General features: G+C 69.7%; 25 protein-coding genes and 1 tRNA gene. 16 read left to right on the top strand and 10 right to left on the bottom strand.

Features of this window, described 5'->3' with window-relative positions; all coding sequences use genetic code 11:
- Positions 1-1176, bottom strand: coding sequence for a 3-hydroxy-9,10-secoandrosta-1,3,5(10)-triene-9,17-dione monooxygenase oxygenase subunit (gene hsaA / locus HNP44_RS02870; protein ID WP_259141549.1), 1176 nt, complete (start codon positions 1174-1176; stop codon positions 1-3).
- Between the two features lie 160 nt (positions 1177-1336).
- Here hsaA and HNP44_RS02875 point away from each other — a divergent pair, with 160 nt between their 5' ends.
- The 7 genes from HNP44_RS02875 to HNP44_RS02905 all read left to right on the top strand — a co-directional run bounded on the left by HNP44_RS02875 (position 1337) and on the right by HNP44_RS02905 (position 8850).
- Positions 1337-2818, top strand: coding sequence for an FAD-dependent oxidoreductase (locus HNP44_RS02875; RefSeq protein WP_259141548.1), 1482 nt, complete (start codon positions 1337-1339; stop codon positions 2816-2818).
- A gap of 219 nt (positions 2819-3037) precedes the next feature.
- Positions 3038-3472, top strand: coding sequence for a hypothetical protein (locus HNP44_RS02880; protein WP_259141547.1), 435 nt, complete (start codon positions 3038-3040; stop codon positions 3470-3472).
- A gap of 171 nt (positions 3473-3643) precedes the next feature.
- On the top strand, positions 3644-5365 hold the full coding sequence (gene kstD, locus HNP44_RS02885; RefSeq protein ID WP_259141546.1) for a 3-oxosteroid 1-dehydrogenase: 1722 nt from the start codon (positions 3644-3646) through the stop codon (positions 5363-5365).
- Positions 5362-6534: a 3-ketosteroid-9-alpha-hydroxylase subunit A gene (locus HNP44_RS02890; protein ID WP_259141545.1), complete on the top strand. Its 1173-nt coding sequence runs from the start codon at positions 5362-5364 to the stop codon at positions 6532-6534. The genes kstD and HNP44_RS02890 overlap by 4 nt, the downstream gene beginning before the upstream one ends.
- A 4-nt stretch (positions 6535-6538) precedes the next feature.
- A complete protein-coding gene (locus tag HNP44_RS02895) occupies positions 6539-6859 on the top strand; it encodes a hypothetical protein (protein WP_259141544.1) in 321 nt (106 codons plus the stop codon).
- A gap of 15 nt (positions 6860-6874) precedes the next feature.
- Positions 6875-7957, top strand: coding sequence for a ferredoxin--NADP reductase (locus tag HNP44_RS02900; protein ID WP_259141543.1), 1083 nt, complete (start codon positions 6875-6877; stop codon positions 7955-7957).
- A gap of 35 nt (positions 7958-7992) precedes the next feature.
- Entirely contained in the window at positions 7993-8850 is an 858-nt protein-coding gene (locus HNP44_RS02905; RefSeq protein WP_259141542.1) for a MaoC/PaaZ C-terminal domain-containing protein, read from the top strand.
- 78 nt (positions 8851-8928) lie between these two features.
- Here the strand turns inward: HNP44_RS02905 and HNP44_RS02910 are convergent, their stop codons facing one another.
- Together HNP44_RS02910 and HNP44_RS02915 are read right to left on the bottom strand one after the other, a co-directional pair.
- On the bottom strand, positions 8929-9345 hold the full coding sequence (locus tag HNP44_RS02910) for a nuclear transport factor 2 family protein (protein WP_259141541.1): 417 nt from the start codon (positions 9343-9345) through the stop codon (positions 8929-8931).
- Positions 9346-9354: 9 nt separating this feature from the next.
- Positions 9355-10221, bottom strand: coding sequence for a TIGR03619 family F420-dependent LLM class oxidoreductase (locus tag HNP44_RS02915; RefSeq protein ID WP_259141540.1), 867 nt, complete (start codon positions 10219-10221; stop codon positions 9355-9357).
- Between the two features lie 99 nt (positions 10222-10320).
- Between HNP44_RS02915 and HNP44_RS02920 the strand changes: the two genes are divergently transcribed.
- Genes HNP44_RS02920 through HNP44_RS02940 form a run of 5 tightly spaced genes read left to right on the top strand, consistent with a single transcriptional unit; the run spans position 10321 to position 15866 of the window.
- On the top strand, positions 10321-12597 hold the full coding sequence (locus tag HNP44_RS02920; RefSeq protein WP_259141539.1) for an acyl-CoA dehydrogenase: 2277 nt from the start codon (positions 10321-10323) through the stop codon (positions 12595-12597).
- Complete coding sequence (locus HNP44_RS02925) at positions 12594-13592, top strand: bifunctional MaoC family dehydratase N-terminal/OB-fold nucleic acid binding domain-containing protein (protein ID WP_259141538.1); 999 nt, start codon at positions 12594-12596, stop codon at positions 13590-13592. The genes HNP44_RS02920 and HNP44_RS02925 overlap by 4 nt, the downstream gene beginning before the upstream one ends.
- 58 nt (positions 13593-13650) lie before the next feature.
- The gene (locus tag HNP44_RS02930) at positions 13651-14067 is read left to right on the top strand and encodes a MaoC family dehydratase (RefSeq protein ID WP_310437651.1); all 417 of its coding nucleotides are present in this window, start codon (positions 13651-13653) and stop codon (positions 14065-14067) included.
- Positions 14064-15236 carry a lipid-transfer protein gene (locus HNP44_RS02935; RefSeq protein WP_259141537.1) on the top strand — a complete coding sequence of 391 codons (1173 nt, stop codon included), beginning with the start codon at positions 14064-14066 and terminating at the stop codon, positions 15234-15236. Before HNP44_RS02930 ends, HNP44_RS02935 begins: the two co-directional genes overlap by 4 nt.
- 3 nt (positions 15237-15239) lie before the next feature.
- Positions 15240-15866: a PaaI family thioesterase gene (locus HNP44_RS02940; RefSeq protein WP_259141536.1), complete on the top strand. Its 627-nt coding sequence runs from the start codon at positions 15240-15242 to the stop codon at positions 15864-15866.
- Between the two features lie 66 nt (positions 15867-15932).
- On the opposite strand, the gene HNP44_RS02945 is transcribed toward HNP44_RS02940, so the two are convergent.
- Positions 15933-16676, bottom strand: coding sequence for a hypothetical protein (locus HNP44_RS02945; RefSeq protein WP_259141535.1), 744 nt, complete (start codon positions 16674-16676; stop codon positions 15933-15935).
- Between the two features lie 157 nt (positions 16677-16833).
- Positions 16834-17316 carry an SgcJ/EcaC family oxidoreductase gene (locus HNP44_RS02950; protein WP_259141534.1) on the bottom strand — a complete coding sequence of 161 codons (483 nt, stop codon included), beginning with the start codon at positions 17314-17316 and terminating at the stop codon, positions 16834-16836.
- Between the two features lie 275 nt (positions 17317-17591).
- Between HNP44_RS02950 and HNP44_RS02955 the strand changes: the two genes are divergently transcribed.
- The 4 genes from HNP44_RS02955 to HNP44_RS02970 all read left to right on the top strand — a co-directional run bounded on the left by HNP44_RS02955 (position 17592) and on the right by HNP44_RS02970 (position 20045).
- Positions 17592-18512, top strand: a complete 921-nt coding sequence (locus HNP44_RS02955; RefSeq protein WP_259141533.1) for an SPFH domain-containing protein — start codon at positions 17592-17594, stop codon at positions 18510-18512.
- Entirely contained in the window at positions 18512-18766 is a 255-nt protein-coding gene (locus tag HNP44_RS02960) for a hypothetical protein (protein ID WP_259141532.1), read from the top strand. The genes HNP44_RS02955 and HNP44_RS02960 overlap by 1 nt, the downstream gene beginning before the upstream one ends.
- A gap of 87 nt (positions 18767-18853) precedes the next feature.
- On the top strand, positions 18854-19843 hold the full coding sequence (locus tag HNP44_RS02965) for an ABC transporter substrate-binding protein (RefSeq protein ID WP_259141531.1): 990 nt from the start codon (positions 18854-18856) through the stop codon (positions 19841-19843).
- A gap of 129 nt (positions 19844-19972) precedes the next feature.
- Positions 19973-20045: transfer RNA gene (locus HNP44_RS02970), tRNA-Thr, on the top strand.
- 485 nt (positions 20046-20530) lie between these two features.
- Here HNP44_RS02970 and HNP44_RS02975 read toward each other — a convergent pair.
- The 5 genes from HNP44_RS02975 to HNP44_RS02995 all read right to left on the bottom strand — a co-directional run bounded on the left by HNP44_RS02975 (position 20531) and on the right by HNP44_RS02995 (position 25917).
- A complete protein-coding gene (locus HNP44_RS02975) occupies positions 20531-21535 on the bottom strand; it encodes a hypothetical protein (RefSeq protein ID WP_259141530.1) in 1005 nt (334 codons plus the stop codon).
- Between the two features lie 167 nt (positions 21536-21702).
- The gene (locus HNP44_RS02980) at positions 21703-22929 is read right to left on the bottom strand and encodes an oxidoreductase (protein ID WP_259141529.1); all 1227 of its coding nucleotides are present in this window, start codon (positions 22927-22929) and stop codon (positions 21703-21705) included.
- A gap of 5 nt (positions 22930-22934) precedes the next feature.
- Complete coding sequence (locus HNP44_RS02985) at positions 22935-23699, bottom strand: acetoacetate decarboxylase family protein (RefSeq protein ID WP_259141528.1); 765 nt, start codon at positions 23697-23699, stop codon at positions 22935-22937.
- On the bottom strand, positions 23696-24496 hold the full coding sequence (locus HNP44_RS02990; protein ID WP_259141527.1) for an SDR family NAD(P)-dependent oxidoreductase: 801 nt from the start codon (positions 24494-24496) through the stop codon (positions 23696-23698). Before HNP44_RS02990 ends, HNP44_RS02985 begins: the two co-directional genes overlap by 4 nt.
- On the bottom strand, positions 24493-25917 hold the full coding sequence (locus tag HNP44_RS02995; protein ID WP_259141526.1) for a flavin-containing monooxygenase: 1425 nt from the start codon (positions 25915-25917) through the stop codon (positions 24493-24495). The genes HNP44_RS02990 and HNP44_RS02995 overlap by 4 nt, the downstream gene beginning before the upstream one ends.
- Positions 25918-25945 lie beyond the last annotated feature (28 nt).

The following is a 25945-nucleotide window of genomic DNA, read 5'->3' on the forward strand; positions in this document are numbered from 1 at the left end:
CTAGACCATCCCGTCCATGACTGGCAGGCCGAACTCGCCGGTGCCGAACATCTTGTAGGCGCGCTCAGGGTCGTTCGCGGCGTGCACGCGGCCCGCGTGGGCGTCGCGCCAGAACCGTTGGATCGGCGTGCCCTCGGCCAGAGCTCGACCGCCCGAGTTCTCGAACATGCGGTCCACGGCGAAGATCGCGCGCTCGGTGCCGCGCACCTGGTCGCGACGGACCTTGAGGCGCAGGTTGAACGGGATCTTCTCGCCGGCCTTGACGAGCGCGTACTCCTCGTTGATGTTGGAGGTCAGCTGGAGCCAGGCGGCGTCAATCTCGCTGCCCGCCTCGGCGACGCGGACCATGGCGAACGGGTCCTCCTTCGCCGTCTCGCCGGCATAGGCGGCGCGCACGCGGTTGCGCTGGTGCTCGACGTGGGCGTCGTAGGCGCCCTGTGCCATGCCGATGATCGGGGCGGTGATGGTGGACGGGTGCACCGAACCGAAGGGCATCTTGTAGAGCGGGCTGGTGTTGACCTCCTGGCCCGGGCCTTTGCACTTGCTGACCAGTTGGAAGCTGAGTGCGCGGTGCGCGGGGACGAAGACGTCGTCGACGACGATGTCGTTGCTGCCGGTGCCGCGGAGGCCGACGGTGCGCCAAACGTCGTTGATCGTGTAGTCACTGATCGGCACGAGGTAGGTCAGGAAGTCGACCGGCTTGCCGTCTTTGTACGCCGGTCCGCCGAGCAGCACCCACGTACCGTGGTCGCAGCCGGAAGAGAAGCTCCACTTGCCCGAGAGGCGGTACCCGCCCTCGACGACCTCCGACTTGCCCATCGGGGCGTACGACGAGGAGATCAGGGTGTCCTGATCCTCGCCCCACACTTCCTGCTGCGCGCGGTCGTCGAACAGGGCGACGTTCCACGGGTGGATACCGAGGATGGACGAGACCCAGCCGGTGGAGCCGCAGGCGCTCGCCAGCATCTTCACCGCGGTGTAGAACTCCACCGGATCGGCCTCGAGGCCGCCGTAGCGCTTGGGCTGCAGCAGGCGGAAGAAGCCGCTCTTCTGCAGCGCCTTGATGGACTCGGCCGGGATCCGGCGCGCGTCCTCCGTCTCCTGCGCCCGGTCCCGGAGGGTGGGCAACAGCTCCGCCACCTCAGCCAGCACCGCGTCGACGCTCTGATCGCTCATCTTTCCTCGCCTCCTGAAGACCCTCTGACGAACCCCGAAGCCCGCCGTTGGAATCGATACTAGAACACGTTCTCATTTTCTGACGCGAAATGCTACATCAAAGGTTCGGATCCATCTATCTTGCTGATGTAACCGGTTTCGAGACCGTCCGAGGAGAGCTATGCCCGAGAGCCGCCGCCCCGTCCCCGCCGCCGAAGTTCCGACCTGGGATCTGGAGGCCGACGTGGTGATCGCCGGGTACGGCGTCGCGGGCGTCTGCGCCGCGATCGAAGCGGCCCGCGCCGGCGCCGACGTCCTCGTCCTCGACCGCACCGGCGGTTGGGGCGGCGCGGCCGCCTTGTCCGGCGGATGGATCTATCTCGGCGGAGGCACTCCGTTGCAGCGCGCACTCGGCTTCGAGGACAGCGCCGAGAACATGGAGACCTTCTTGACCGCCGCGCTCGGCCCCGGCGTCGACGGGGCGAAGATCCACGCCTACGCCCACGGCAGCACCGACCACTACGACTGGCTTACCGGCTGCGGCGTGGTCTTTAAGGAGGAGTTCTGGGGCGAGCCGGGCTGGGAAGTGCCGCACGACGAGGGCCTCGGCTACTCCGGCGGCGAGAACGCCGCCCCCTTCAACACGGTGGCGACGCCGGCACCGCGCGGGCACGTCCCGCAGATGGCCGACAAGCGGACCGGCGTGCGCGGGGCGGGGTACATGCTGATGAAGCCCCTGGTCGAGACCGCCGAGGCGCTCGGCGTGCGCGCCGAGTACGACATCCGCGCCCGGGCGCTGGTCACCGGCCCGGACGGGCGCGTGGAGGGCCTCGCCGCCCGGCGCTTCGGCCGGGACCTGCACGTGCGGGCCCGACGGGGCGTCGTCCTCGCCACCGGCAGCTTCGCCTACAACGCGGAGATGATCGAGACCTACGCGCCGCGGCTGATCGGGCGCCCGGCCGCGGCGATCGAGGAGCACGACGGGGCCGGGATCCTCATGGCGCAGGCCGCGGGCGCCGCGCTGGCCCACATGGACGCGACCGAGGTCGCCTTCTTCGGCGACCCCCAGATGATGGCCCGCGGGATCCTCGTCAACGGCCGTGGCCAGCGATTCATCGCGGAGGACACCTATGGCGGGCGGATCGGCCAGGCCGTACTGATCCAGCAGGACAACGCGGCGTACCTGGTCATGGACATGGACGCGCACGAGGAGGCGCTCGCCACCGAGACGTCGACGCCCTACTTCCGGCAGCCGCCGGCCTGGGCCGCCGAGACGGTCGCGGAGCTCGAGTCCGACATGGGCCTGCCCGCCGGCGCGCTGACGAGCACCGTCGACACGTACAACCGACACGCGGAGAACGGCACCGATCCCCTGCTGTGCAAGAAGGAGCAGTGGGTCCGGCCACTCGCCGGACCGGTGGCCGCCTGGGACATGCGCGGCTTCACCGCCGGATTCACCCTGGGCGGGTTGCGGACGGACGTCGACGCGCGGGTCCTGCACGCCGACGGTGCGCCGATCCCCGGCCTGTTCGCGGCCGGTCGGTGCACGTCCGGGGTGTGCGCGGGCGGCTACGCGAGCGGGACCAGCCTCGGTGACGGGAGCTTCTTCGGCCGTCGCGCCGGACTGGCCGCCGCAACTGAGCAGTCCTTCGATTTGCGGTGACGTCGAGGGTGTAATGCACCCCTACCTGGCGATCGTCGGAGTCGCAAAGAACCCGATCGATTCATCATCGTGCAACATCGACATCGCATTGAACTCCCTGTGCGCCAACACCACTCGGATCTCGATCACCTTCCCCCGCGACGACTCGTGCTGCGAAGATGGAGGCATGACTGCGACAGCGGCCGCCGCGCCCGCGAACGATCCGAACGGGGCCAGGTCATGACCCACCGGGCGGACACATCGAGTTCCGCGCGCATCGGCGGGTTCACGGGCCGGGTGCTCGCGATCGCGGCCGCCACGGCGCTTTGCGTCGCCGCGATCGCCGTCAGCGTGAGCATGTGCAGCGGACCTTCGACGGACCCGCGCCCCGTGGTGGCACCGTCGGGATCCGTCCCGTCGAACAAGGTCGCACCCAGCAGCACCGAACCGGCGGCGGCTCCGTCGAGCGTCACGACCCCGAGCCCCGCGCCGTCGTCGATCCCGGCGCCCCGGGCGACCACCACGGTCGCACCGCCGCCACCCGAGACGACCGTCGCCGCGCCCGTGCGCACCGCACCGCGGGTCACGACACCCGCGCCGCGGTGCACGCCGCAGACGAAGTGGGTCTTCCGGCCCAGCACCGGGACCTACGAGCGGATCACCATCCCCTGCTGACCTGAGGACCGGGCCGTCCGGCGCCGGTGCCCCGCGGGGCGCCGGCGTCCGATCACCGCCGAACCCTGGCAAGTGGAACCTGTTCTAGTCTATGCTGCAGTTCTAGCGCGTACCTGCTGCCCATCGCCGCAGGTGAGGCTAGAGAACTTGTTTCATCAGCGAGGAGAGTCGATGACGGCGGAAACCACCGAATACGACGTGATCGTGGTGGGTAGCGGCGCAGCGGGCATGACCGCCGCGCTCAAGGCGGCGGACAGCGGGCTCAGCGTGCTGGTCGTGGAGAAGGCGGCGCACTACGGCGGGTCCACCGCCCGCTCCGGCGGCGGCGTCTGGGTGCCCGGGAACGAGTCGCTCGTGAAGGCGGGCGTCAAGGACACGCCCGACGAGGCGCGCAAGTACCTGCACTCGATCATCGGCGACGTGGTGCCGGCCGAGCGGATCGACACCTACATCGACCGCGGCCCCGAGGTCATCTCGATGGTGCACCGCATGAGCCCGCTGGAGCTCACCTGGGTGCCGGGTTACTCCGACTACTACCCGGAGGCGCCGGGCGGCCGGGCGCACGGTCGCTCGTGCGAGCCGAAGCCCTTCGACGGCAAGCAGCTGGGCGAGGAACTGAAGAACCTCGAGCCCGACTACACCAAGGCCCCCATGAACCTGGTGGTCACGCAGGCCGACTTCAAGTGGCTTAACCTGATCATGCGCCACCCCAAGGGGCCGCTGCGCGCGCTCCGGGTGGCCGGTCGCTACTACGGTGCCCGGGTTCGCGGCAAGCACCTGCTCGGCCGCGGCCAGGCACTGATCGCCGCGCTGCGCGTCGGCCTGCAGCGCGCGAACGTGCCGCTGTGGCTGAACACCTCCCTCATCGGGCTCACCGAGGAGGACGGCCGGGTCACGGGCGTCACCGTCGACCGCGACGGCACGCAGGTGCACCTCACCGCCCGGCGCGGCGTGATCCTGGCCGCCGGCGGCTTCGAGTCCAGCGCCGAGATGCGCGCGCAGTACCAGCGCGCACCCATCGGCACCGAGTGGACCAACGGCGTCCCCGCCAACACCGGGGACGCGATCCGCGCGGGCGCGGCCGTGGGCGGCGCCCTCGAGTTCATGGACGACGCCTGGTGGGGCCCGTCCATCCAGCTGCCGAAGATGGCCTGGTTCGCCCTCTCCGAGCGCTCGCTGCCCGGCAGCGTCATGGTGAACACCGCGGGCGAGCGTTTCGTCAACGAGTCCGCTCCGTACGTGGAGGCCGTGCACGCGATGTACGGCGGCCGGTACGGGCAGGGCGAGGGCCCCGGCGAGAACGTGCCCTGCTGGCTCGTCTTCGATCAGCGCTACCGCAACCGGTACATGTTCGCCGGGCAGCCCCCGCGCCAGCCGCTCCCCAAGCGCTGGTACGAGTCCGGCAACATGGTCCGCGCGAACAGCCTGGCCGAGCTGGCCGAGAAGATGGACGTCTCGGCGCAGGCCCTGACCGCCACCGTCGAGAAGTTCAACGGCTTCGCCCGGGCCGGGCGCGACGAGGACTTCCACCGCGGCGAGAGCGCCTACGACCACTACTACGGCGATCCGCGGAACAAGCCGAATCCCAGTCTCGCGGAATTGACCACCGGGCCGTTCTACGCTGCACGTATGGTCCCCGGCGATCTCGGCACGAAGGGCGGCCTGCGCACCGACGTCGCGGGCCGGGTCCAGCGCGCCGACGGCACCGTCATCGACGGCCTGTACGCCGCGGGCAACACCAGCTCGCCCGTCATGGGCCACACCTACGCGGGCCCCGGCGCCACCATCGGGCCCGCGATGGTCTTCGCCTACCTCGCGGTCGAGGACATGGCCGGTAAGGAATCAGCCCCCGCGGCGGTAGCCCCCGCCCGCGCGGAAGAGGAGATCGCATGAGCACCAGTACCGAGGCGACAGCCCGCCTCATCGACAGCGGCACCGCGCCCACCCGGTACGCCCGGGGCTGGCACTGCATCGGCCTGCTGAAGGACTTCGCCGACGGGAAGCCCCACGCCGTCGAGGCCTTCGGCACCAAGCTCGTCGTCTTCGCCGGCGAGGACGGGAAGGTCAACGTCCTCGACGGCTACTGCCGGCACATGGGCGGCGACCTCACGCAGGGCACCGTCAAGGGCAACGAGATCGCCTGCCCGTTCCACGACTGGCGCTGGGGCGGCGACGGCAAGTGCAAGGGCATCCCGTACGCCAAGCGCGTGCCGCTGCGGGCCCGCACCCGCACCTGGCCCACCATGATCGAGAACGATCAGCTCTTCATCTGGCACGACGTGGAGAACTCCACGCCGCCGGCGGAACTCGACATCCCCAAGATCGACGGTGACGTCGACGGGCCCGAGTGGTCGAACTGGGTGTGGAACGAGATCATCATCGAGGGCAGCAACTGCCGCGAGATCGTCGACAACGTGGTCGACATGCCGCACTTCTTCTACATCCACTACGGCCTGCCCACGTACTTCAAGAACGTCTTCGACGGGCACGTCGCCTCGCAGTACCTGGATACCAAGGGCCGCAACGACGTCACCGATATCGGGCTCTCCGGCGGCGACGACGTGCTGCTCAAGTCCGAGGCGCATTACTTCGGGCCGTCGTACATGATCAATTACCTGCACAACGACTACAAGGGCTTCCAGATCGAGAACATCTTGATCAACTGCCACTACCCGATCGATCAGCACTCGTTCAAGCTGATGTACGGCGTGAAGGTCAAGAAGCTGCCCGGTTTCGACGACGAGAAGTCCGATTACCTGGCCGGCAAGTTCGCGAAGAACGTGGGCCTGGGCTTCCTGCAGGACGTGGAGATCTGGAAGAACAAGACCCGGATCGACAACCCGCTCCTGTGCGAGGAGGACGGCCCCGTCTACCAGCTGCGCCGGTGGTACGAGCAGTTCTACGTCGACGCGGCCGAGGTCTCCGAGGACATGACCCAGCGCTTCGAGTTCGAGATCGACACCTCCCACGCCGTCGAGGCGTGGGAGGCCGAAGTCGCGCAGAACATCGCACGCCAGGAGTCCGAGAAGGCCGCCGCGGACGCGTCCGGGGCAGGAGCCTGATCCCATGTCCCCCACGGTGACGATGTTCGGCGAGCCGGTCACGCTGCCGTCGACGGTGTCCGATCGGGAGGGCTTCCTCACCGACGGTTTCACCCCGCTGAACTGCGGCACCTGCGGCGTCGCGGTGCAGGTCCGCAAGAACAGCCGGGAGCACACGTCGATCCAGTGGTGCGGTTCCGCGCGCGAATGCACGGTCTTCGCCACCGACGGTGCCGGGTCCGCTCTGCGGGCGACCTGCCCGCGCCTGATGGAATCAATCACGCGCGCTGCGAAACTCGGCGAAGTACCCGTGCCGACGGACGTCGCTCCGCCGGACACCGACTAGGAGAGTGACGACGAAGTGAGCATCCACCGACTACTCGTCGCCAAGGTGGTCTCGGAGACGCAGGACGCGCACTCCATCGAGTTCGAGGTGCCCGCCGAGCTGGCGGACAAGTTCACCTACAAGCCGGGCCAGTTCCTCACGCTGCGCGTGCCGAGCGACGAGACCGGCTCGGTGGCCCGGTGCTACTCGCTGTGCAGTGCGCCGCACGACGAGGGTCCGCTGCGCGTGGCGGTCAAGCGCACCGCCGACGGCTACGCCTCGAACTGGCTGTGCGACAACGCGACGCCCGGTATGGAGATCGATGTGCTGGTGCCCGCGGGCATCTTCACGCCGAAATCCCTCGATGTGGACATGCTGCTCTTCGCGGGCGGCAGCGGCGTCACGCCGATCCTGTCGATCCTGCGCTCCGTGCTGGAGACCGGCAGCGGCTCCGTGACGCTGATCTACGCGAACCGGGACGCGCAGTCGGTGATCTTCGCCTCGGCACTCGCCGAGCTCACCCGGCGGTACCCCGACCGCCTCGTCGTGGTGCACTGGCTCGAATCGGTCCAGGGCCTGCCCAGCGCGGCGAACCTCGCCGCGCTCGCCGCGCCGTACGCCTCCCGCGAGGTCTTCGTCTGCGGCCCCGGCCCGTTCATGGACGCGGTCTCCGAGGCCATGACCTCGCTCGGCAAGGGCCGGCGTGAGGTGCACATCGAGAAATTCCGCTCCCTGCCGCGCAACCCCTTCGAGGTGGAGGCCGCCCAGGAGGAAGCGGAGGAGAAGGCCGCGATCGCCGAGGCGGAAGACATGCCCGTCGACGACGCACCGGCGCCCACGGACGACGGGGGCACCGTCACTGTCGAGCTGGACGGGACGACCACCGAGCTCGCCTGGCCCGCCGAGAAGAAGCTGCTGGACGTGATGCTCGAGGCCGGCCTCGAGGCGCCGTACTCGTGTCGCGAGGGCGCGTGCAGCGCCTGCGCGTGCCGCATCGTCGAGGGAGCGGTCGAGCTGGCCCACAACGAGGTGCTCGACCAAGAGGACCTCGACGACGGGCTCATCCTGGCCTGTCAGTCGATGCGCCGCACACCGTCCGTCCACATCACCTACGAATAGTCCGTCCTCGACGGACCCACTGCTGAGGGAGTCCCATGCCCATCGACCCGTCGGTCGCGATCGGTGCCGAGCTCGGCGCCGCCGAGTTCTCCTGGAGCACGTCCGACGTGCTGCTCTACCAGCTGGCGCTGGGCGCGGGGGCGGATCCGCTCTCGGCCCGCGAGCTGCAGTACGCCACCGAGCAAGACACCGTCGTGCTGCCGACCTTCGCCACGGTGGCGCAGAACTTCCACGCCACCGAGCCGCCGAAAGTCTCGTTCCCCGGCGTCGAGATCGACCTCGCCAAGGTGGTGCACGGCAGCCAGTCCGTCACCGCGCACCGGCCGCTGCCCACCTCCGGAACCGCTGTGGCCCGCACCAGGATCAGCGATGTGCACGACAAGGGCAAGGCCGCGGTCATCTGGCAGGAGACCGAGGTGGTCGACGGGGCCGGCGAGCCGCTGTGGACAGCGCGGTCATCGATCTTCGCCCGCGGCGAGGGCGGTTTCGGCGGGGAGCGCGGGCCGTCGGAGAAGATCGAGCTGCCCGAGCGGGACGCCGATGTCACCGTCGACGTGCCGACCCTGCCCCAGCAGGCACTGCTCTACCGGCTGTGCGGTGACCGCAACCCGCTGCACTCGGACCCCGTGTTCGCACGGGGGGCCGGCTTCGACGCACCGATCCTGCACGGACTGTGTACCTACGGGATCGTCGCCAAGGCCGTGACCGACGCCGTGCTGGACGGGGATGCATCCGAGGTGGGGTCCTGGTCGGCGAAATTCGCCGGGATCATGCTGCCGGGCGAGACACTGCGCGTGCGGATCTGGCGCGACGGCGATCGACACGTGGTGACCGCGGAGTCAGTGGAGCGCGCCGCCCCGGTGCTCGCGGACGCGGTGTTCACCGCACGATAGTTTTCTCGAAACCGGGCGATACTCGGTCAGGACGATGCATTCCGCATCGTGACCGAGAAATCGCCCGGCCCCGGTTGCTCAGGACTCGACGGGGCGAGCGGTAGCCATGGCGCGGTCGACCTCCCAGAAGGCGCGCAGCGCCGCGATCTTCCCCGCCTCGTCGACCTTGTAGGTGAAGACGCCCTCCGCGTCGATGACGTGCCCGCCGATCACGGTGCGGATGAGGCCTGTGAAGGCCACCTCGTTGCCGCATGCGAAGCCATCGCCGAAGAGGAACTCCAGCGACGCCGCGACACCGATCGTCTTGTCGTAGAAGGCCGCGATCTCCGCACGGCCGTGGTGTCCTTTGCCCTCGGGGTCGAACCCGGAGGGGCCGACCGGGTCCTCGACCACGCCGTTTGCGGCGAACAGGTCAAGCCACTCCTCCTTGCGGTGGCCGCTCGCGGCGGCCTGGGAGGCGCGGCCGGCAACGACTGCTGGGTGATCGTCTCTCATAGCGAACTCCTAGAACTTGCTGATCACGGAATCGGCGTAGCGGCGCAGGTGGTCAATCTTCGGCTGCAACGGCTCAGTGTCCGGCCCCACCTGGTAGGGCAACCGGAACCCGACGATCACGTCGGTGACGCCCTTGTCCTCAAGGCGCTTGATGCCGTCCACGGTGTAGGCGTCCAGCGAGATCACGTGGATCTCGAACTCCTTCTTATCGCGCTCAGCGCGCAGCTCGTCGATCCGCGCCAGCATCCGATCCAGCTCCTCTCCGTCGCCGCCCGCGTGCATCCAGCCGTCGCACAGCCGGACGGCGCGGCGCAGCGCCGCGTCCGCGTGGCCGCCGACCAGGATCGGCAGCGGCTCCGTGGGCACCGGGGCGATCTTGATCGACGGGATGTCGAAGAACTCGCCGTGGTACTCGAAGTATTCGCCGGTCGAGAGCCCCTTGATGATCTCGATGCACTCGTCCATGCGTTTGCCGCGGCGCTCGAAGGGCACGCCCATGATCTGGAAGTCCTCGGGCCACGGGCTGATTCCCACGCCGAGCGAGAAGCGATTGCCACTCAGGTAGGCCAGGGAGGCGGCCTGCTTGGCGACCAGCACGGGCGGCCGGATGGGCAGCTTCAGTACGAAGGGGGTGAAGCGGAGCGTTGTGGTGGATGCGGCCAGGGCCGACGACAGCACGAACGTCTCGACGAATTCTTTGCCGTCGAGGAACTCCCGGCTCCCGTCGGGCGTGTACGGATACGTCGAGTCCGAGACCTCCGGATACGCGACGCTGTCGGCCACGCACATGCTGTGATAGCCCGCCTCTTCGGCCGCCTGCGCGAGCGGAACGTAGAACCGGGGATCGGTCATCGCCTCGGCGTACGTGAATCGCATGGTCACCCTTTCCTCGAACTGCTTGCGGGCGTGCATCCCACTTGCTAAAAATAGAACACGTTTCACCGTTTGTACGCGGTATCGAGATCAGGAGTGCGCGTGGACTTCCGTCCGGACGAGAACCAGGTGGCCGTCGCCGGCCTCGCGGCCGACGTGCTCGGGCACGCCGCCGCGCGCGAGACCGGAGGCGCCGACACCGAGGACTGGCGCGCGACGTGGGCGGACCTCGCGCAGGCCGACCTCCTCGGCCTCGCCGCCCCCGAGAGCCTCGGCGGCGCCGGACTCGGCGCCGAGGAGGTCGCCGCGGTGCTCACCGAGGCTGGACGCCTCGCGATCGCCGCACCGCTGCTGCCCGCACTGGCCCTCGGAATCCTGCCGGTCGCGGCCCACGGCACCGCCGAGCAGCGCGATCGGCTGCTCCCCAAGGCCCTCGCGGGGAAAGAGTTGATCGTGGGCGCACTGAACGAGACCGGCGCCGCCGTACCGGCGGTACCGGCGACGCGCGCCGTGCGCACCGCGAGCGGCTGGGCCCTGACGGGCCGGAAGGTGGCCGTCGGCTACGGCCAGCACGCCGCTCACCTGCTGGTCAGCGCCGCCACCGACGACGGCGCCGCGGTCTTCGTGGTATCCGCGTCGGCGCCGGGTGTCACCGTGACGCCGAGCCCGACGTCGGCCGGCACGCCGGAGGGCACCGTCGACCTCGCGGGCGTCGAGGTTCCGGCGGACGCCGTGCTGGGGGCTTCCGTCGACGGAACCGTCGCGCAGGCGGTGCGGGAGTGCGGGCTGGCCGGTGCCGCCGCCGTGGCCGACGGTGCGCTCGCCGGGGCCCTGGCACTCACCGTCGACCACCTGCGCAAGCGCGAGCAGTTCGGGCGCCCGCTGGGGGCCTTCCAGGCCGTGGCGCAGCAGATCGCCGATGTCTACATCGCGTCCCGGACGCTGCACCTGGCCGCGGTCTCGGCCGCCTGGCGGATCGGCACCGGCTCCCCCGCCGACGAGGCCTCCGCACTCGCCGCGCACTGGCTCGCGGCGGAGGCACCGTCGGCCATGAGGACGTGCCACCACCTGCACGGCGGCATCGGCGTGGACGCGACCTACCCGCTGCACCGGTTCTACTCGACGATCAAGGACCTGACCCGCTTCGTCGGCGGCGTCCCGCAGACGGTGCGAGCGCTGGCCACCGCGCACCGCGACGACGCGACGAGCGCGGACGAGTCGGGACGGTTCCTCGCCCTCACCACCGCGCAGCGGGCCCTGCAGGCCGAGCTGCGCGACTACTTCTCGACCCTGATGACGCCGGAGGAGCGCGCCGCGATGCTGGTGCAGCGGCACGGCGACGTCTTCCGGGACGTGGTGCTGCGCATGGGCCGCGACGACCGGCTGGGCGTCGGCTGGCCCACCGCGTTCGGAGGCAAGGGCTTCGGGCCGATCGAGCAGTATCTCTTCGTCAACGAGGCCTCCCGCGCCGACGTGCAGCTACCGTCGGTGACGCTGCAGACCGTCGGGCCGACGCTGCAGGCCTTCGGCACCGAGGAGCAGAAGGCGAAGTTCCTGCCGAAGATCCTCTCGGGCGAGGTGCATTTCGCGATCGGATACACCGAGCCGGAGGCGGGCACCGACCTCGCCTCGCTGCGCACCACGGCGGTCCGCGACGGCGACCACTACGTGGTGAACGGGCAGAAGATCTTCACCACGGGCGGCCACGACGCCGACTACGTGTGGATGGCGGTCCGCACCGACCCCGATGCGCCCAAGCACAAGGGCATCTCGATCCTCATCCTCGACACCAGGGATCCCGGCTACAGCTGGACGCCGATCATCACCGCCGACGGGGCGCACCACGTGAACGCCACCTACTACAACGACGTCCGGGTGCCGGTGGACATGCTCGTCGGTGTGGAGAACGAGGGCTGGAAGCTCATCACCACCCAGCTCAACCACGAGCGGGTCATGCTCGGCCCGTCGGGCCGGATCGGCGCACTCTACGACCGGGTCGACGCGTGGGCCCAGGAGCAGGATCTGCTGGGGGTTCCCGACGTCGCCGAGGCGCTCGCCCGGGTGCGGGCGGCGGAGCTGATCAACGAGTTGCTCAACTGGCAGGTCGCCGCCGCGGAGGCGGGAGGCCCCGTCGACGTCGCCGACGCGTCCGCCACCAAGGTCTTCGGCTCCGACCGGATCCAGAGGCTGACCGCGCTGCTCGAGGAGACCGTCGGGACACACGGCGACCCGGCCGAGCCGGCCACGGCCGAGCTACTGCACTGGCTCGACGTGCAGGCCAAGCGCCACCTGGTGCTCACCTTCGGCGGCGGCGTCAACGAGATCCAGCGCGAACTGATCGCCCTCATGGGGCTGCAGCTGCCGCGGGTGCCGCGATGACCGCGGCCGACACGACGGCGGGCACGACCGCGGCCGTGCTCGCCGCGGCGGAGCGGATCCGCGCGCTCGGCGATTCCACGCCGCGCGCCGGCCGGGACCCCGTGAACCAGCCGATGATCAACAACTGGACCGAGGCGATCGGCGACGCCAACCCGCTGTACTCGGACCCCGCGTTCGCGGAGCAGTCGGTGTTCGGCGGGCCCGTGGCGCCGCCCGCGATGGCGCAGGTGTGGTCGATGCGCGGGCTGCACCGCGTGCGCGCTGGCGACGATCCGCTCGGCCTCATGACCGAGGCCCTGGACGAGCTCGGCTTCACCTCGGTCGTCGCCACCAACTCGGATCAGACCTACCACCGGCACGTGCGCCCGGGAGAGGAGATCACGGCCTCGTCGCGCCTCGAGGACGTGGTGGGCCCCAAGAAGACCGGGCTCGGCGAGGGCTGGTTCTTCACCACGCGCACGCTGTGGCGCGTGGGCGACGAGGTAGTGGCCGAGATGGTCTTCCGGATCCTCAAGTTCCGCCCGCCGTCGGCTGATGCGCCGCCCGAGGACGCCGCGCCCGACGCCGGGCCGAGCGGCCGCATCGTGGACGCCTCCGCCTACGCGGGCGGCGTGCTGCGACCCGTGATCTCGCGCGACACCGCCTTCTACTGGGAGGGCGCCAAGGCCGGGGAGCTGCGGATCCAGCGCTGGGGCGAGACGCTCCGGCACCCGCCCGGTCCGATGGATCCGGGCGGCGACCTGAGGCTCGTTCCCGATTATGTGGTCTCCGCCGGTACCGGCACCGTCTTCAGCTTCGTGGTGCACCACCACCCCCAGGTTCCCGGCAAGCGCCTGCCCTTCGTGGTGGCGCTCGTGGAGCTCGACGAGGGCGTGCGCGTGCTCGGCGAGCTCATCGACGTTGACCCAGCCGCCGTCGAGATCGGCATGCCGGTGCGGGCCGTTTTCCTGCGGGTCGACGACGACTTGACCCTGCCCGCCTGGGAGGCCCGGTGACGTACCCCGTTTCGCTCCGCGTGAGTGACGACCTGACCCTGCCCGCCTGGGAGGCACGATGACGTACCCCACCACCCTGCGCGCGGACGGGGTCACCGTCGGCACCGCGTTGCCGCCCATGACGATCCACGCGAGCACCACCTTCGTGGCGACCACGGCCATCGCGACGCGCGACTTCCAGGACGTGCATCACGACCGCGACGCGGCGCACGCCCGCGGCAGCAAGGACATCTTCGTCAACATCCTCACCGACAACGGCCTGGTCCAGAAATACGTGACCGACTGGGCGGGCCCGGAGGCCTTCGTGCGGAACATCTCCATCCGGCTCGGGGCGCCCTGCTACGCGGGCGACACCCTGCACTTCTCAGGCGCGGTCACCGCGGTCCACGGTGCCGCCGTGACCGTCGCCGTGACCGCGAAGGACAGCCTGGGCGACCACATCTCGGGCACCGCGACCGTGGTTCTACCGGCATGAGCGGGCTGAGCGGCAGGGCCGCGATCGCCGGGATCGGCACCACCGAGTTCTCCAAGGACTCCGGTCGCAGCGAGCTGCGGCTGGCCGTGGAGTGCGTGCGAGCGGCGCTCGACGACGCCGGCCTGACGCCGCAGGACGTCGACGGCCTGGTCACCTTCACCATGGACACCAACTCCGAGATCGCCGTGGCCCGCGAACTGCAGATTCCCGAACTGAAGTTCTTCAGCCGCATCAACTTCGGCGGCGGAGCCGCGGCCGCGACGGTGCAGCAGGCGGCGATGGCCGTCGCGACCGGTGTCGCCGACGTGGTGGTGGCCTACCGCGCCTTCAACGAGCGGTCCGGACACCGGTTCGGGCAGGTCTCGGGCGCCGCCGCGCAGCAGGTGAACACGAACGGCATCGACAACGCCTTCCACTACCCCGCCGGGATCGCCACGCCCGCAGCCACCGTCGCGATGGCCGCGCGCCGCTACATGCACGACTTCGGCGCCACCAGCGAGGACTTCGGTCGCGTCGCCGTCCTCGACCGCGCGCGGGCCGCGACCAACCCGAAGGCCTGGTTCTTCGGCAAGCCGATCACGCTGGAAGAGCACCAGGCGTCACGTTTCGTCGCCGAGCCGCTGCACCTGCTGGACTGCTGCCAGGAGTCGGACGGCGGTGTGGCGCTGGTCATCACGAGCGCCGAGCGCGCCCGCGACCTGAAGCAGACACCCGCGGTGATCGCCGCCGCGGCGCAGGGCAGCGGACCCGACCAGTACGTCATGACCAGCTACTACCGCGACGGGCTCACAGGCCTGCCCGAGATGGGCGTGGTGGGCGGTCAGCTCTGGGCGCAGGCGGAGATGGCACCGTCGGACATGGACCTCGCTGTGCTCTACGACCACTTCACCCCCTACGTGCTCATGCAGCTCGAGGAGCTCGGCTTCTGCAGGCGAGGCGAGGCACCGTCGTACCTGGCGGCCGGGACGTGCGAGCTCGACGGGGCCCTGCCCCTCAACCCGCATGGCGGGCAGCTGGGCGAGGCGTACATCCACGGGATGAACGGCATCGCCGAGGCGGTCCGCCAACTCCGCGGCACGGCCGCGAACCAGATCGTCGGCGCCGAGCGTGCCGTGGTGACCGCCGGGACCGGGGTTCCGACCAGTGGTTTGGTGCTGAGTAAGGTCTGAAGGATGACGGAGTCGGATTCGGAGAAGGTGGACCTGCGGAGCGAGATCCCGCGCTTCCGGGAGGCCACACCGCCGCCCGCGTTCGGCGAATTCGTCGAGAACATGCGGCGCCTGCAAGACCTGGCGGTGTGTGTCGACGCCCCCGACGAGGTGTACGCCGCCGCGCGCGACCAGGCCGCAGAGCTCGTCGGACTGCTGGCGCCCCATGCCGCACGCGAGGGTAAGGGACCCGCGAACCGCAGTATGTCGCTGCCCGGGCGCGGCAGCCTGCTGATGCCACCCTTCCGCGTGGAGAAGTTCGACGAGGAGTCCGTACTAGCCCGGGGCGTACTGCGCCGGTACCACCTGGGCGGCGGCGGCGTCGCGCACGGCGGCGTGCTGCCACTGATCTTCGACGACAACTTCGGCAACGTGATCTTCGCGGCGAGGCGGCCCATCAGCCGCACCGCGTACCTGCACGTGAACTACCGCAAGGTGACTCCGTTGGATGTGCCGCTCGTCATCGAGGGCAAGGTCGATCGCATCGACGGGCGGAAGACCTTCATCACCGCCCGGCTCACCGAGGAGGACGGCACTCTCCTCGCCGACGGCGAGGGCCTCATGGTGCAGTTGCTGCCCGGCCAGCCCTGACCAGCAGCACCGAGACCACCCAACGGCGCGGACCTTCCGGTCCGCGCCGTTGGGTGTGGGGCACCGCTATTTGCCGGACAGGGCAGCGTCCATACCGCGCACGTCGCTGATCTTCCAGTCCTGCTTGGTGTCGATCGTGAGCGTGTAGGTGGCGGTCGAGGGGATCCCCTCGGGGCGCTGGGTGCTCTTGGTGATCATGTTGACGAAGACGTTGACCGTGATGAGGCCGTCCTTGTTGGACGCGACGATCGTCCCGAGCGGCGTCGCGGTGGACTGCCATTGCAGCGGCACGACGACCTGCTCGAACTGCGTGGACGCCTCGCGGAGCTGGTTCGCCAGCTCGTCCGTGGTGCCGGCGGTGAGCGCGGTGCGCCACGCGGTCAAGTTCTGGTAATCGATGGTGGCGGCGCCGATCGCGTACTTCTTCGCGATGTCCTCGGCGCGCGCGTCCGTCTCCTGCATCTCGGTGACGGCGGCGAGCTGACTGCGCGCGTCGTCCCGGTCGGACGCGGCTGATTGCCAGAGGAAGCCGAAGGCCGTGGCGGCCACCGCGAGCAGCACGACGACGGCCGAGAGCGCCAGCATGAGCGGGGTGACGACGATGCCGCGCGGCGAGGCCTCGTCGGCCTTCTCCGCCACCGGCCGCGCCTTCGCGGGTTTCGGCGCGGGCGGGGGAGCCTTGGCAGTGGTGTTCTTCGCCGCGGTCTCGGACGCCGCCGTCTCGGACGGCTCGGACTCGTTCGCGCCGGCGGCGGGCTCGCCGACGGACTCGACGGTCATGTCGGCGGTCTCGGGCTGTGTTGTCGCCATGGTGCTACCCCTCTCCCGCAGCGCCGTCGGAAAAGCCCAGGCAGGACAGCTCGACGCTCACGGTTTCGTGGGCGAAACTGTAACACGTTCCATTTTTTCCGGGAGCCGATCGCGCGATTGCACGAGCGGCGCGTCACCGTCGAACGACGACCGAAGGCTACCCGGCGCGGCGGTGCTGCGCCGCCGGATCGTCGAAGATCGCCGTGGACTGCGCGGCGGCGATGCGCCAGGCCCCGTCATCCTTGGACAGCACGTACAGCGGCGCGGCATCCGGGACCGCGGGGTGCGGCGCACCGTCGGGCCCGAGGGGCCGGACTCGGACGCTGACCGCGGCGACATCCGGGCGAATGAACAGGACCCGCTCAACGACATAGTCGGCGCCACCGCGGGACATCGAGCCGTGGACGGTACGCGCGAGGAAGGCGTCGATCGCGGTGCGCCCGTGGAGGCGGCGGCCGTGCGCCGTGGTCCAGACCGCGTCGTCGCGGAACAGCGAGCGCACCCGCGAGGCGCTGCCCGCGCGCTGCGCCTCGAGCACCTCGGCGACGAAGTCCACGATCGCCGTGGCGTCGCCGGGTTCGCCGTCGCCGAGGATGTCCGGAAGGTCGCGGGAGGGATCCCGCGAGAGGTCGTCAGCCATGCCTCCAGGCTCGCTTATCAACCCCAGTTGAGGTCAAGCCTTCGGTTCAGCGCGATTCGATCGGAAGACGATCGACGCGGCGATAGTACAGCTCGTTGACCAGGCGCAGGAGCAGCAGCACGCCCGTCACGATCAGCAGGAAGGTCATGGCTCGGAACGCTATTGCCGGCTCGATCCGGCCGGAAGGGCCATTGACGGGTCCCTGACGCGTCCTTGACGTCGCGAGCGGAAAACTGATATCACTTAGTTAAGTGATATCAGAATAAGGAGGGGTGATGGCAGGCATCGTTCAACCCGAGGACACCCAGGTGGCGATCACGGAGCGGGCGGCGTGGCACGCCGGCGCCGGCGCCGCGGTGGCCGCGTTCGTCGGCTTCCTCGCGCTCATCGCCGGGGCCGTCGGCCTCGTCGTGCTGTCGATCTCCGCGAAGGCGCCGGCGCTCATCGTGGTCAGCGTGCTGCTCGGCATCGCGGCACTAGTGCTCATCAGCATGGTCGTCGTGGTCGCGCCCGGGCACACGCTCGTCGTGCAGCTCTTCGGGCGGTACGTCGGAACGGTGCGCCCACAGGGCCTCGGCCTCGTGCTGCCACTAACCACCCGGCAGCGGGTCTCGGTGCGCGTCCACAACTTCGAGACCGCCGAGCTCAAGGTCAACGATTCGACCGGCAACCCGGTGAACATCGCGTCGATCATCGTGTGGCAGGTCGCGGACACCGCGCGCGCCACGTTCGCGGTGGAGGACTACGAGGAGTTCATCGTCTCGCAGGCGGAGTCGGCGCTGCGGCACGTGACCACGAGCCACCCGTACGACGCCGACGATGCCGTCGCCGGTGCGACCTCGCTGCGCGGGTCCACGGACCAGGTGGCCGCGGAGCTGGCGGAACAGGTCGCCGCCCGCGTCGAGCTGGCCGGCCTGGAGATCCTCGAGGCCCGTATCTCGTCACTGGCCTACGCACCCGAGATCGCGCAGGCGATGCTGCAGCGGCAGCAGGCCTCCGCGCTGCTCGCCGCACGGGAGAAGATCGTCGAGGGTGCCGTCGGCATCGTCGAGAACGCGCTGACCCGGCTCGAGGAGAACGGCACCGTCGAACTGGACGACGACCGACGCGCGGCCATGGTCTCGAATCTGCTGGTGGTGCTGTGTTCCGACAGCCGCACCACGCCCGTCGTGAACACGGGGAGCCTGTACAGCTAGTGGGCTCGACCGACTCCCCCGAGCGCCCCACCGCGGGCGACCGACCGGAACGGGGCCGCAAGGCGGTCCCGCTCCGGATCGATCCCGCCGTCTACCAGGCGCTCGCGAAATGGGCCGCGGACGATCTGCGCAGCGTCAACGCGCAGATCGAGTTCGTGCTGCGCCGGGCTCTCGACGACGCGGGCCGGATGCCCCGGAAGGCGCAGCCGATGCGCGGCCCCGGGCGGCCGCCCGCAAACCCTGACCAGCGCTAATCACTGTTGTATTCGGCACTAAGGCCAGCGTAACCTTCCCTCTCGCGATCCTCGCGATGCCCGCGGGGAGGAAGGAACCCGGTACCCATGAAGCTCTCCCTGGCGCGCGTGACGCTCGCCGCGCTCACGATCGGCGCGCTCACGGCGTGCGGCAGCGGCGCACCGTCGGACACGGCGACCAGTAGCAGCGCGGCCGGCGGGTTCCCGCGGACCGTCGAGCACGCGATGGGCAGCACGACCATCCCGAGCCAGCCGCAGCGCGTCGCCGCGCTGGACGCCTCCTTCACCGACGCGACGCTGATGCTCGACACCCCGGTGGTCGCGTTCACCGAGTACAACACGCTGGGCAGCAAGCTCCCGGACTACCTCGGGGCGTCCGCGACGAACTACGGCGCCCAGGCGCAGAGCGTGGGCAAGCTGGCCGCGCCGTCGCTCGAGAAGATCATCGCCACCAAGCCCGACCTCATCGTGAGCGCCAAGGTGCGGCACGCCAAGGAGTACGCGCAGCTCACCGGCATCGCGCCGACGGTCTTCAGCGAGACCACCGGCCCGACGTGGAAGGACAACATCCGGCTGCTCGCGAAGGCCCTCGGCAAGGAGACGCTCGCCGAGCAGCGCCTCGCGGAGTACGAGGCGCAGGCCCGCCGCGTGGGTGACGCGGTGAAGGCGAAGTCCGGCCCCGAGACCACCATCTCCGTGGTCCGCTTCCTCGACGGCCCGACCCGCCTGTACGCGAAGAAGTCCTTCTCCGGCATCGTGCTGCAGGACGCCGGCCTCGCACGCCCCGCATCGCAGAACATCGACGAGTTCATGACCGAGATCAGCGCCGAGCGCATCCCCGAGGCCGACGGCACGAAGATCTTCGTGACCTCCAACGGCGACAAGGGCGTCGACTCGCTCAACACCTACCGGCAAAACCCGCTGTGGGTGCCGCTCGAGCCGCGGACCGTCGAGGTCAAGGACGCCGAGTGGATGAGCGCCGTGAGCGTGCAGGGCGCGTACCACATCCTCGCCGACATCGCGAAGGCCTTCGACGTGCCCGGCCCCGTGATCCCGTCCTGGATCTCCGGGAAGTAGCCCGACAGTGCCGGGGCGGGCGGGAACGCGGCCCGCTCCGGCGCCAAGGCCCCAGTTGAGCGGTGCATTTGGTGGTCGCCGGGCCGGTCAGTACACTTGGTCCTCGGTCACGCGTTCGCGCGAGGCCACGCTGCCTTAGCTCAGTCGGTAGAGCGCTTCACTCGTAATGAAAAGGTCGCGAGTTCGATTCTCGCAGGCAGCTCAAGAAACAGGCCGGGTGCATGCACCCGGCCTGTTCCTCTTTCCCCGCTCCGACTGCGCGGGCATCGTCGCAATGCCGCGGGCCCGCCCGAGTCACCGCAGCGCGGGCAACGATGGCAGCGGCAGCTGCAGCGCATCGGAACGAAGCACCGCAGCGGCGGTCTCGAGGTCGCGAACAAACAGGTCCGCGCAGGAAGCGCGGAGTCGCTCGCCATCGACCATCGACGGCGGCGTCGCGGTGACGGCGTGCCGATAGGCATCGTGGGATGCCCGGCATCCGCGGGCCACCGTGGAACAGGTCCGTGCGACGTCCTCGATCAGGTTCCGTACCGACGGCCGCACCCCGTCGTGGGGGGCTGGCCTCCGTCGCGACTGCGGTGTCCGTCAGGGCATCACGCGAAACGCGTCAGGAAGACGACGACGGTTTCGAGGGCGACGGCGTGGGTGATCAGTGGGTGGGGCGACGATTCCATGGCTCGACCCGGTTCAGCTGGAGCGGTGGGTGATCCGGCGATGCGTGAACGTCGGCGAGGTGCCGGGGTTCATCACGTTCGCGGTCAGCTCGCTCGACGGGAAGAACTGCAGGAACCGGCTGTCCCGCTGCGACCGATCGACCAGGGTCTTCTCGATGACCACGGAGTTGTACTGCTCGAAAGTGGTCTCGAGGGTGTTGCCGTTGATGATCACTTCGTGACCCCACGACCGCGCGGACCGCGCCAGCCCGGGGATCCTCGACGCGTCGGGCGTGAGGCACTCCGTCGCGATGGCGTTCTCGCTCACCGCCCAGATGCCGGTGTCGGTGTTGAGGACGAGGGACTGGTTGCCGACCGCATGGCCCGGCGTCGCGATCAACCCGACACCCGGCCCGAGGACGACGCTGCCGTCGAGCGCGAGGATCTTCTCGGGCGGCAGGTCGACGAACGTGCGCGGCTGGTACCACGGGCGCTGGAAGGGATGCAGGTCCGCCATCGCGTCGAGCTCCACGCGCTGCGCGAGCAGCCTCGCGTTCGGGAACGCCGCCGGTACCGGGGTTTCCGGGCTGATGTCGGCCTGCGGCCGGGTGGTTCCCAGCCAACGGCGCACGTCTTGGGTGTGCAGGTGGTCGAAGGCCAGGTAGTCCACCTCCTCGGGCGCGATCCCCGCCTCCCGGCACGCGGTCAGGACGTCGTTGTGCTCGGTGACGTAGAGCCGGCGGGCCACGCTCGGGGTGTACCGCTCCAGCTCGGCGAAGTACGGCGTGTAGGAGTCGAGTTCGTGATCGCTCGGCTCGAACAGCAACGTCCTGGTGGCGCCGTCGGAGTCGGTCCAGCGGATGATCAGCATCCGGTTGGTAATGCTCAGGAACGGTGTGGGGACGAAGGATCCGCGGAACAGCCCGTACCGGGTGGGGTAGGGCAGCGAGATGAGATCCTTCGTCGCCACGAGGTCCGGCGTGCCCGAGGTCAGGAAGTCGGCGCGGAAGGCCGTGGCCGCATCTCGCGCCAGGCGCAAACGTGCACCGAAACCGCCGGCTGCCGAGTGTGTTCGATCGAAATGATCGACCGGGGTGAATCCTGCCGCGGAATCGGACCGCGGGATGGAGAGAACATCGGTCGCGATGAACTCGGCGATGGCCACGTCGAAACTCCTGGGGTCGGGCGGACGGATGGGTGCTGCGGCTAGCGCGGGATGGACATCTGCTTGCCCGCCGCGACCGTGATGCGCGTCAGCGACTGGGCGAGCGTGCGGATACCGGGACGACGCTGGGGCGTCTTGCCGGCCGCGATCCGGTGCAGCTGGTTGTTGTGCCAGGCCAGCTCGAGGTAGCCGTTCGCGGGCCGGTAGCCCACGCGCGGCGCGCTCTTGGGGAGTTCGGGGGCGTGACCATTGAGCAGCTGTCGTGGGTAGTCAGGGACGAAGGTCAGTGGGCGCCCGATGCCGATCACGTCGATGACGCCGCCCGCCAAGATCTCCTCCATCGCCGCGGGATTGCGCAGCCCGCCGGTCAGCATGATCGGCACTGGCGACACGGCGCGGATCCGCTGCGCGAAGTCGAAGAAGTAGCCACGCCCGTCGGCGCCTGTGCCCTGCCCGGCCGCGACGCCGGTCATGGCGGGCTGCTCGTAGCCGCCGCCGCTGATCTCAAGCAGGTCGATTCCGGCCTCGTCCAGTGCGAGTGCCACGTTCAGCGCCTGCTCGGATTCGAAGCCGCCGCGCAGGAAGTCGGTGGAGTTCAGCTTGACCGAGACAGGTACCGTGTCGCCGACGGCGGCGCGCACCGCGGCGACTGTTTCCAGGAGAGCACGCATGCGCCGGGTCTCGTCGCCGCCCCACTCGTCGTTGCGCTGGTTCGACAGCGGGGAGAGGAACTGCGAGAGCAGGTAGCCGTGAGCAGCGTGCACCTGCACGCCGTCGAAGCCGCCGGCCACGGCCAGTTCGGCGGTCCGGGCGTACTTGGCGATCATGTCCTTGACCTGGCTCGACGAGAGCTCGCGGGGCTTGCGGATGTTGTAGCCGGGCACCGTGCTGCGGCGCGCCGAGGGGGCGACGGGGCGCCGGTTGAAGGGCGAGACCGCGACCTTGCCCGGGTGGTTGATCTGGGCCCAGATCTTGGCATCGGTGCCCTTGGTGGCACCGGTCCAGGCGCGGATCGCGTCCAGGTCGCGGGCGTCGTCGAGGATCACGTTGCCGGGCTCGGTGAGCGCGTCCCGGTCGATCATGATGTTTCCCGACAGGAGGAGTCCGGCGCCGCCGCGGGCCCAGACGGCGTAGAGCCGGCGGAGTTCGTCGCTCGCGGTGCCGTCGCGCTTGGCGAGCTGTTCACTCATGGCGGCCTTGGCGATGCGGTTGGAGAGGGTCTGCCCGCAGGGCAGCTCCAGGGATTCGGACAGGAGGGATTCGGTCATGATGCTCACAGCACTCTCGGTCGCAGGCGGGTCAGGGAGAACAGGGGGGTCAGGGGGCGCAGCGGGATCGGGGGGATTCCGGCCGACAGATCCACCCGGTGCAGGCGGGCGTCGACGACCTCGCCGAGGCCCATCCGATCGATGGGGTCGCGATCCGACCCGGCGATGCGGAACTCGTCGAGGTGCACCGCTCGGGTCTCGATCGGATGCTCGCCCGGGGTGAATCCGATCACCCGGGGCAGGGCCGCGCCCATGGTGCCGGTGACATTGCGGTGCGGGCGGCCGAGGATCGGGGGTGCATCGTCGACGACGTCCCCGAGGCGGCCGCTCATGGCGATCACCTCGGTTCCCCGGCGGGCGGCCTTGGCGGAGATGAAGGGCTCCTCGAGGTTCCATTCGATTTCGCCCAGCTTCTTCGGGTAGCCCAGGAGCTCGCGCCCGAGGATCAGGGCGACGTCGTCGTCGAGGATCATCCACGGGCAGTGGATGCCGGTCTTACCTCCGATCGTCTTGATGTGCACGAAGATTCCGGCCTCGTGGTAGACGGATCCGTAGGTGCAGTCGGGGAACCAAGCGGTGAAAACATCGGCGCGGCCCGGCGTGACCGCGTGGACGCCCGCGGGGAGCCAGGACTGCATCGTCGGTACGTCGACCTGGACCGTCGCGGTGAAGTAGTGCGCGTCGCGGTACAGCATGCCGCGCGGGGGCGCGAGCTTCAGCGCCTGCCGCACGCTGCCCCGCAGGCCGTACTCGGACCCGCGGCTGCTCATCGGAGGTCCCCGTAGGCCTTACGGAGGATCGGGTTGAGGATGGTCCGCGGCGTGTACTTGCCGCCGAAGTCCTGCAACTTCGCCGTCGCACCGGGAACCACCCGGCGGCGCCCGGCGGCGGCGCCGCGCACAGCGGCCTCCGCCGCGTCGTCTGCACTGACCCAGGCAAACCCGGGGAGGCGCTGCTCGATGGCGCCGAGGTTCGAGACCTCGGCGAACTCGGTCCGGACCGGTCCCGGGGCGAGCAGCGTGCAGGTCACGCCGGTGCCCGCAAGCTCGCCGTGCAGCGACTCGGACAGAGTGTTCGCGAAGGCCTTGCTCGCCGCGTACGTGGCGTTGTTCGGGCTGGGCTGGTTGCCGGCCGTCGAACCGGTCACCAGGATCACGCCCGAGCCCCGAGCGACCAGGGCGGGCAGGAGCCCGACCAGGAAGTCGTGGACCGCTACTACGTTCAGCTCGACCTGCTCGCGCTCGCGGTCGGCGTCCAGCTCGAGGATGCTGCCGTAGGTGGCGAAGCCGGCGTTCAGGCAGAGCCCGTTGACGTCGACCGCGCCCAGGCGGCGGATCAGCTCGGTGCGCTGGGCGGCGTCGGCCAGGTCGCAGGGATCGACGTCGACCTGCACCACGTAGCGAGCGGCCAGACGCTCGGCGAGGGCGCGCAGCCGGTCTTCGCGCCGCGCGACAAGGATCAGCGAGTACCCGCGGCGGGCGAAGGATTCGGCGAGTGCCTCGCCGATTCCGCTCGAGGCGCCGGTGACGACGATCCGGGAATCCGGTGTGGGAGTGGGAAGGCTCATGACGGGATGCTCTCCTTGGGCGTGGAATCGACAGGCTCGACGGCCTGAGGCGTGGCCGCCCGGGCCGCGGGATTCGGGTCGAGCGGGACGTGCGCCGTGACCGGCTGCGGCGCGGACGGCTGCGGAGCAGGGGCCCGGAGCCCGGGGACCTGGGGGCGGAGCACCGACTTCGCCACCAACAGCCGAAGCGCCTGGCGCAACAGGCGGACGCGGCCGAGGATCTCCGCCGAGCCGGCGAGCATCGAGGAGTGCGCCGGAATCCAGCGGGCGACGACGTCGGACAGCGGCTCGGCGAAGTGCGCCTGCGCCGGGATCGCCTCGGCGAGGAACGCCGAGCCGTGCGAGATGATCCGGCCCGCCCCGGAACGCGGGGCGACCAGGCCCATGAGGTAGAGGTTGGCGAACCGGGGCGCGAGCACATGCTCGATCAGGACGGGATCGCCGTTCTCCCAGACGAACATCGACTCGTCGAGCATGGGGAACCGGGTGTGGAATCCGGTGGCCCACACCACGGTGTCGTAGTCCGCCGAGGTGCCGTCGGTGAAATACACAGTGGCACCGTCGAATCGCTCGATCTCGGGTCGCGGCCGGACCTTGCCGTGCTGGAGCGCGTACATCAGTGAGGTGTTGACGGTGACATCGCGGGTGAACAGCTTGTGGTCGGGCCGCTTGAGGCCGTAGCGCTTGTAGTCGCCGTAGCTCAGGCGCAGCATGACCTTGAATCCCGCCCGCTGCAAGGGCATCGGCCACCACACGCGGTCGAGTTCGGAGACCGGGACGCCGAACATGGCCTTGGGAATGAACCAGTAGCCGCGGCGCATAGAGATATCGGCCGAACCGAAGGTCGCCGAAGCCTCCACTGCGATGTCGCTGGCCGAGTTGCCCGCGCCCACCACGAGCACCCGGCCGCCCTCGGCGAAGTCCGAGGGTCGCTTGTAGTCCTTCGAGTGCAGCTGTGTGCCGGTGAACTCTCCGGGGTACTGCGGCAGGTTGCGCTCCCAGTAGTGGCCGTTGGCCACCACCACGGCGCGGTAGCGTCGCACCTCACCGGAGGCCAGTCGGACGAACCAGCCCGCCATGCCGTTTCCGTCCACGGGGCGGACGTCGACGACCTCGGTGCCGAACTCGATGTGCTCCGCGAGCCCGTAGTGGTCGACGTAGGACTGCAGGTAGGCCAGCATCTGGGCCCGACTGGGGAACGTCGGGTAGTCGGCGGGCATGGGGAACTCGACGTACTGGGTCGACGACTTCGAGCTGATCAGGTGCGTCGAGTCGTAGACCCCGTGCGACCAGTTGCCCCCGATCCGGTCGGTGGCCTCGATCTGGTCGTAGGGCACTCCGGCCCGCTTCAGGGCGCCGGCAACACCGTTGCCGACGTAGCCGGCCCCGATCACGCAGACGCGATCACTTCGATTGTCCACTGCAACAAGCTCCTCATCCGGTGAACCG

This window comes from Tsukamurella ocularis, assembly GCF_024807615.1.
Lineage (GTDB): Bacteria > Actinomycetota > Actinomycetes > Mycobacteriales > Mycobacteriaceae > Tsukamurella > Tsukamurella ocularis.

Excerpts from the sequence above, each read along its gene's own strand:
- hsaA (WP_259141549.1), bottom strand. The coding sequence starts at position 1,176 with ATGAGCGATCAGAGCGTCGACGCGGTGCTGGCTGAGGTGGCGGAGCTG.
- HNP44_RS02875 (WP_259141548.1), top strand. The coding sequence starts at position 1,337 with ATGCCCGAGAGCCGCCGCCCCGTCCCCGCCGCCGAAGTTCCGACCTGG.
- HNP44_RS02880 (WP_259141547.1), top strand. The coding sequence starts at position 3,038 with ATGACCCACCGGGCGGACACATCGAGTTCCGCGCGCATCGGCGGGTTC.
- kstD (WP_259141546.1), top strand. The coding sequence starts at position 3,644 with ATGACGGCGGAAACCACCGAATACGACGTGATCGTGGTGGGTAGCGGC.
- HNP44_RS02890 (WP_259141545.1), top strand. The coding sequence starts at position 5,362 with ATGAGCACCAGTACCGAGGCGACAGCCCGCCTCATCGACAGCGGCACC.
- HNP44_RS02895 (WP_259141544.1), top strand. The coding sequence starts at position 6,539 with ATGTCCCCCACGGTGACGATGTTCGGCGAGCCGGTCACGCTGCCGTCG.
- HNP44_RS02905 (WP_259141542.1), top strand. The coding sequence starts at position 7,993 with ATGCCCATCGACCCGTCGGTCGCGATCGGTGCCGAGCTCGGCGCCGCC.
- HNP44_RS02910 (WP_259141541.1), bottom strand. The coding sequence starts at position 9,345 with ATGAGAGACGATCACCCAGCAGTCGTTGCCGGCCGCGCCTCCCAGGCC.
- HNP44_RS02915 (WP_259141540.1), bottom strand. The coding sequence starts at position 10,221 with ATGCGATTCACGTACGCCGAGGCGATGACCGATCCCCGGTTCTACGTT.
- HNP44_RS02925 (WP_259141538.1), top strand. The coding sequence starts at position 12,594 with ATGACCGCGGCCGACACGACGGCGGGCACGACCGCGGCCGTGCTCGCC.
- HNP44_RS02930 (WP_310437651.1), top strand. The coding sequence starts at position 13,651 with ATGACGTACCCCACCACCCTGCGCGCGGACGGGGTCACCGTCGGCACC.
- HNP44_RS02935 (WP_259141537.1), top strand. The coding sequence starts at position 14,064 with ATGAGCGGGCTGAGCGGCAGGGCCGCGATCGCCGGGATCGGCACCACC.
- HNP44_RS02940 (WP_259141536.1), top strand. The coding sequence starts at position 15,240 with ATGACGGAGTCGGATTCGGAGAAGGTGGACCTGCGGAGCGAGATCCCG.
- HNP44_RS02945 (WP_259141535.1), bottom strand. The coding sequence starts at position 16,676 with ATGGCGACAACACAGCCCGAGACCGCCGACATGACCGTCGAGTCCGTC.
- HNP44_RS02950 (WP_259141534.1), bottom strand. The coding sequence starts at position 17,316 with ATGGCTGACGACCTCTCGCGGGATCCCTCCCGCGACCTTCCGGACATC.
- HNP44_RS02955 (WP_259141533.1), top strand. The coding sequence starts at position 17,592 with ATGGCAGGCATCGTTCAACCCGAGGACACCCAGGTGGCGATCACGGAG.
- HNP44_RS02965 (WP_259141531.1), top strand. The coding sequence starts at position 18,854 with ATGAAGCTCTCCCTGGCGCGCGTGACGCTCGCCGCGCTCACGATCGGC.
- HNP44_RS02980 (WP_259141529.1), bottom strand. The coding sequence starts at position 22,929 with ATGACCGAATCCCTCCTGTCCGAATCCCTGGAGCTGCCCTGCGGGCAG.
- HNP44_RS02985 (WP_259141528.1), bottom strand. The coding sequence starts at position 23,699 with ATGAGCAGCCGCGGGTCCGAGTACGGCCTGCGGGGCAGCGTGCGGCAG.
- HNP44_RS02990 (WP_259141527.1), bottom strand. The coding sequence starts at position 24,496 with ATGAGCCTTCCCACTCCCACACCGGATTCCCGGATCGTCGTCACCGGC.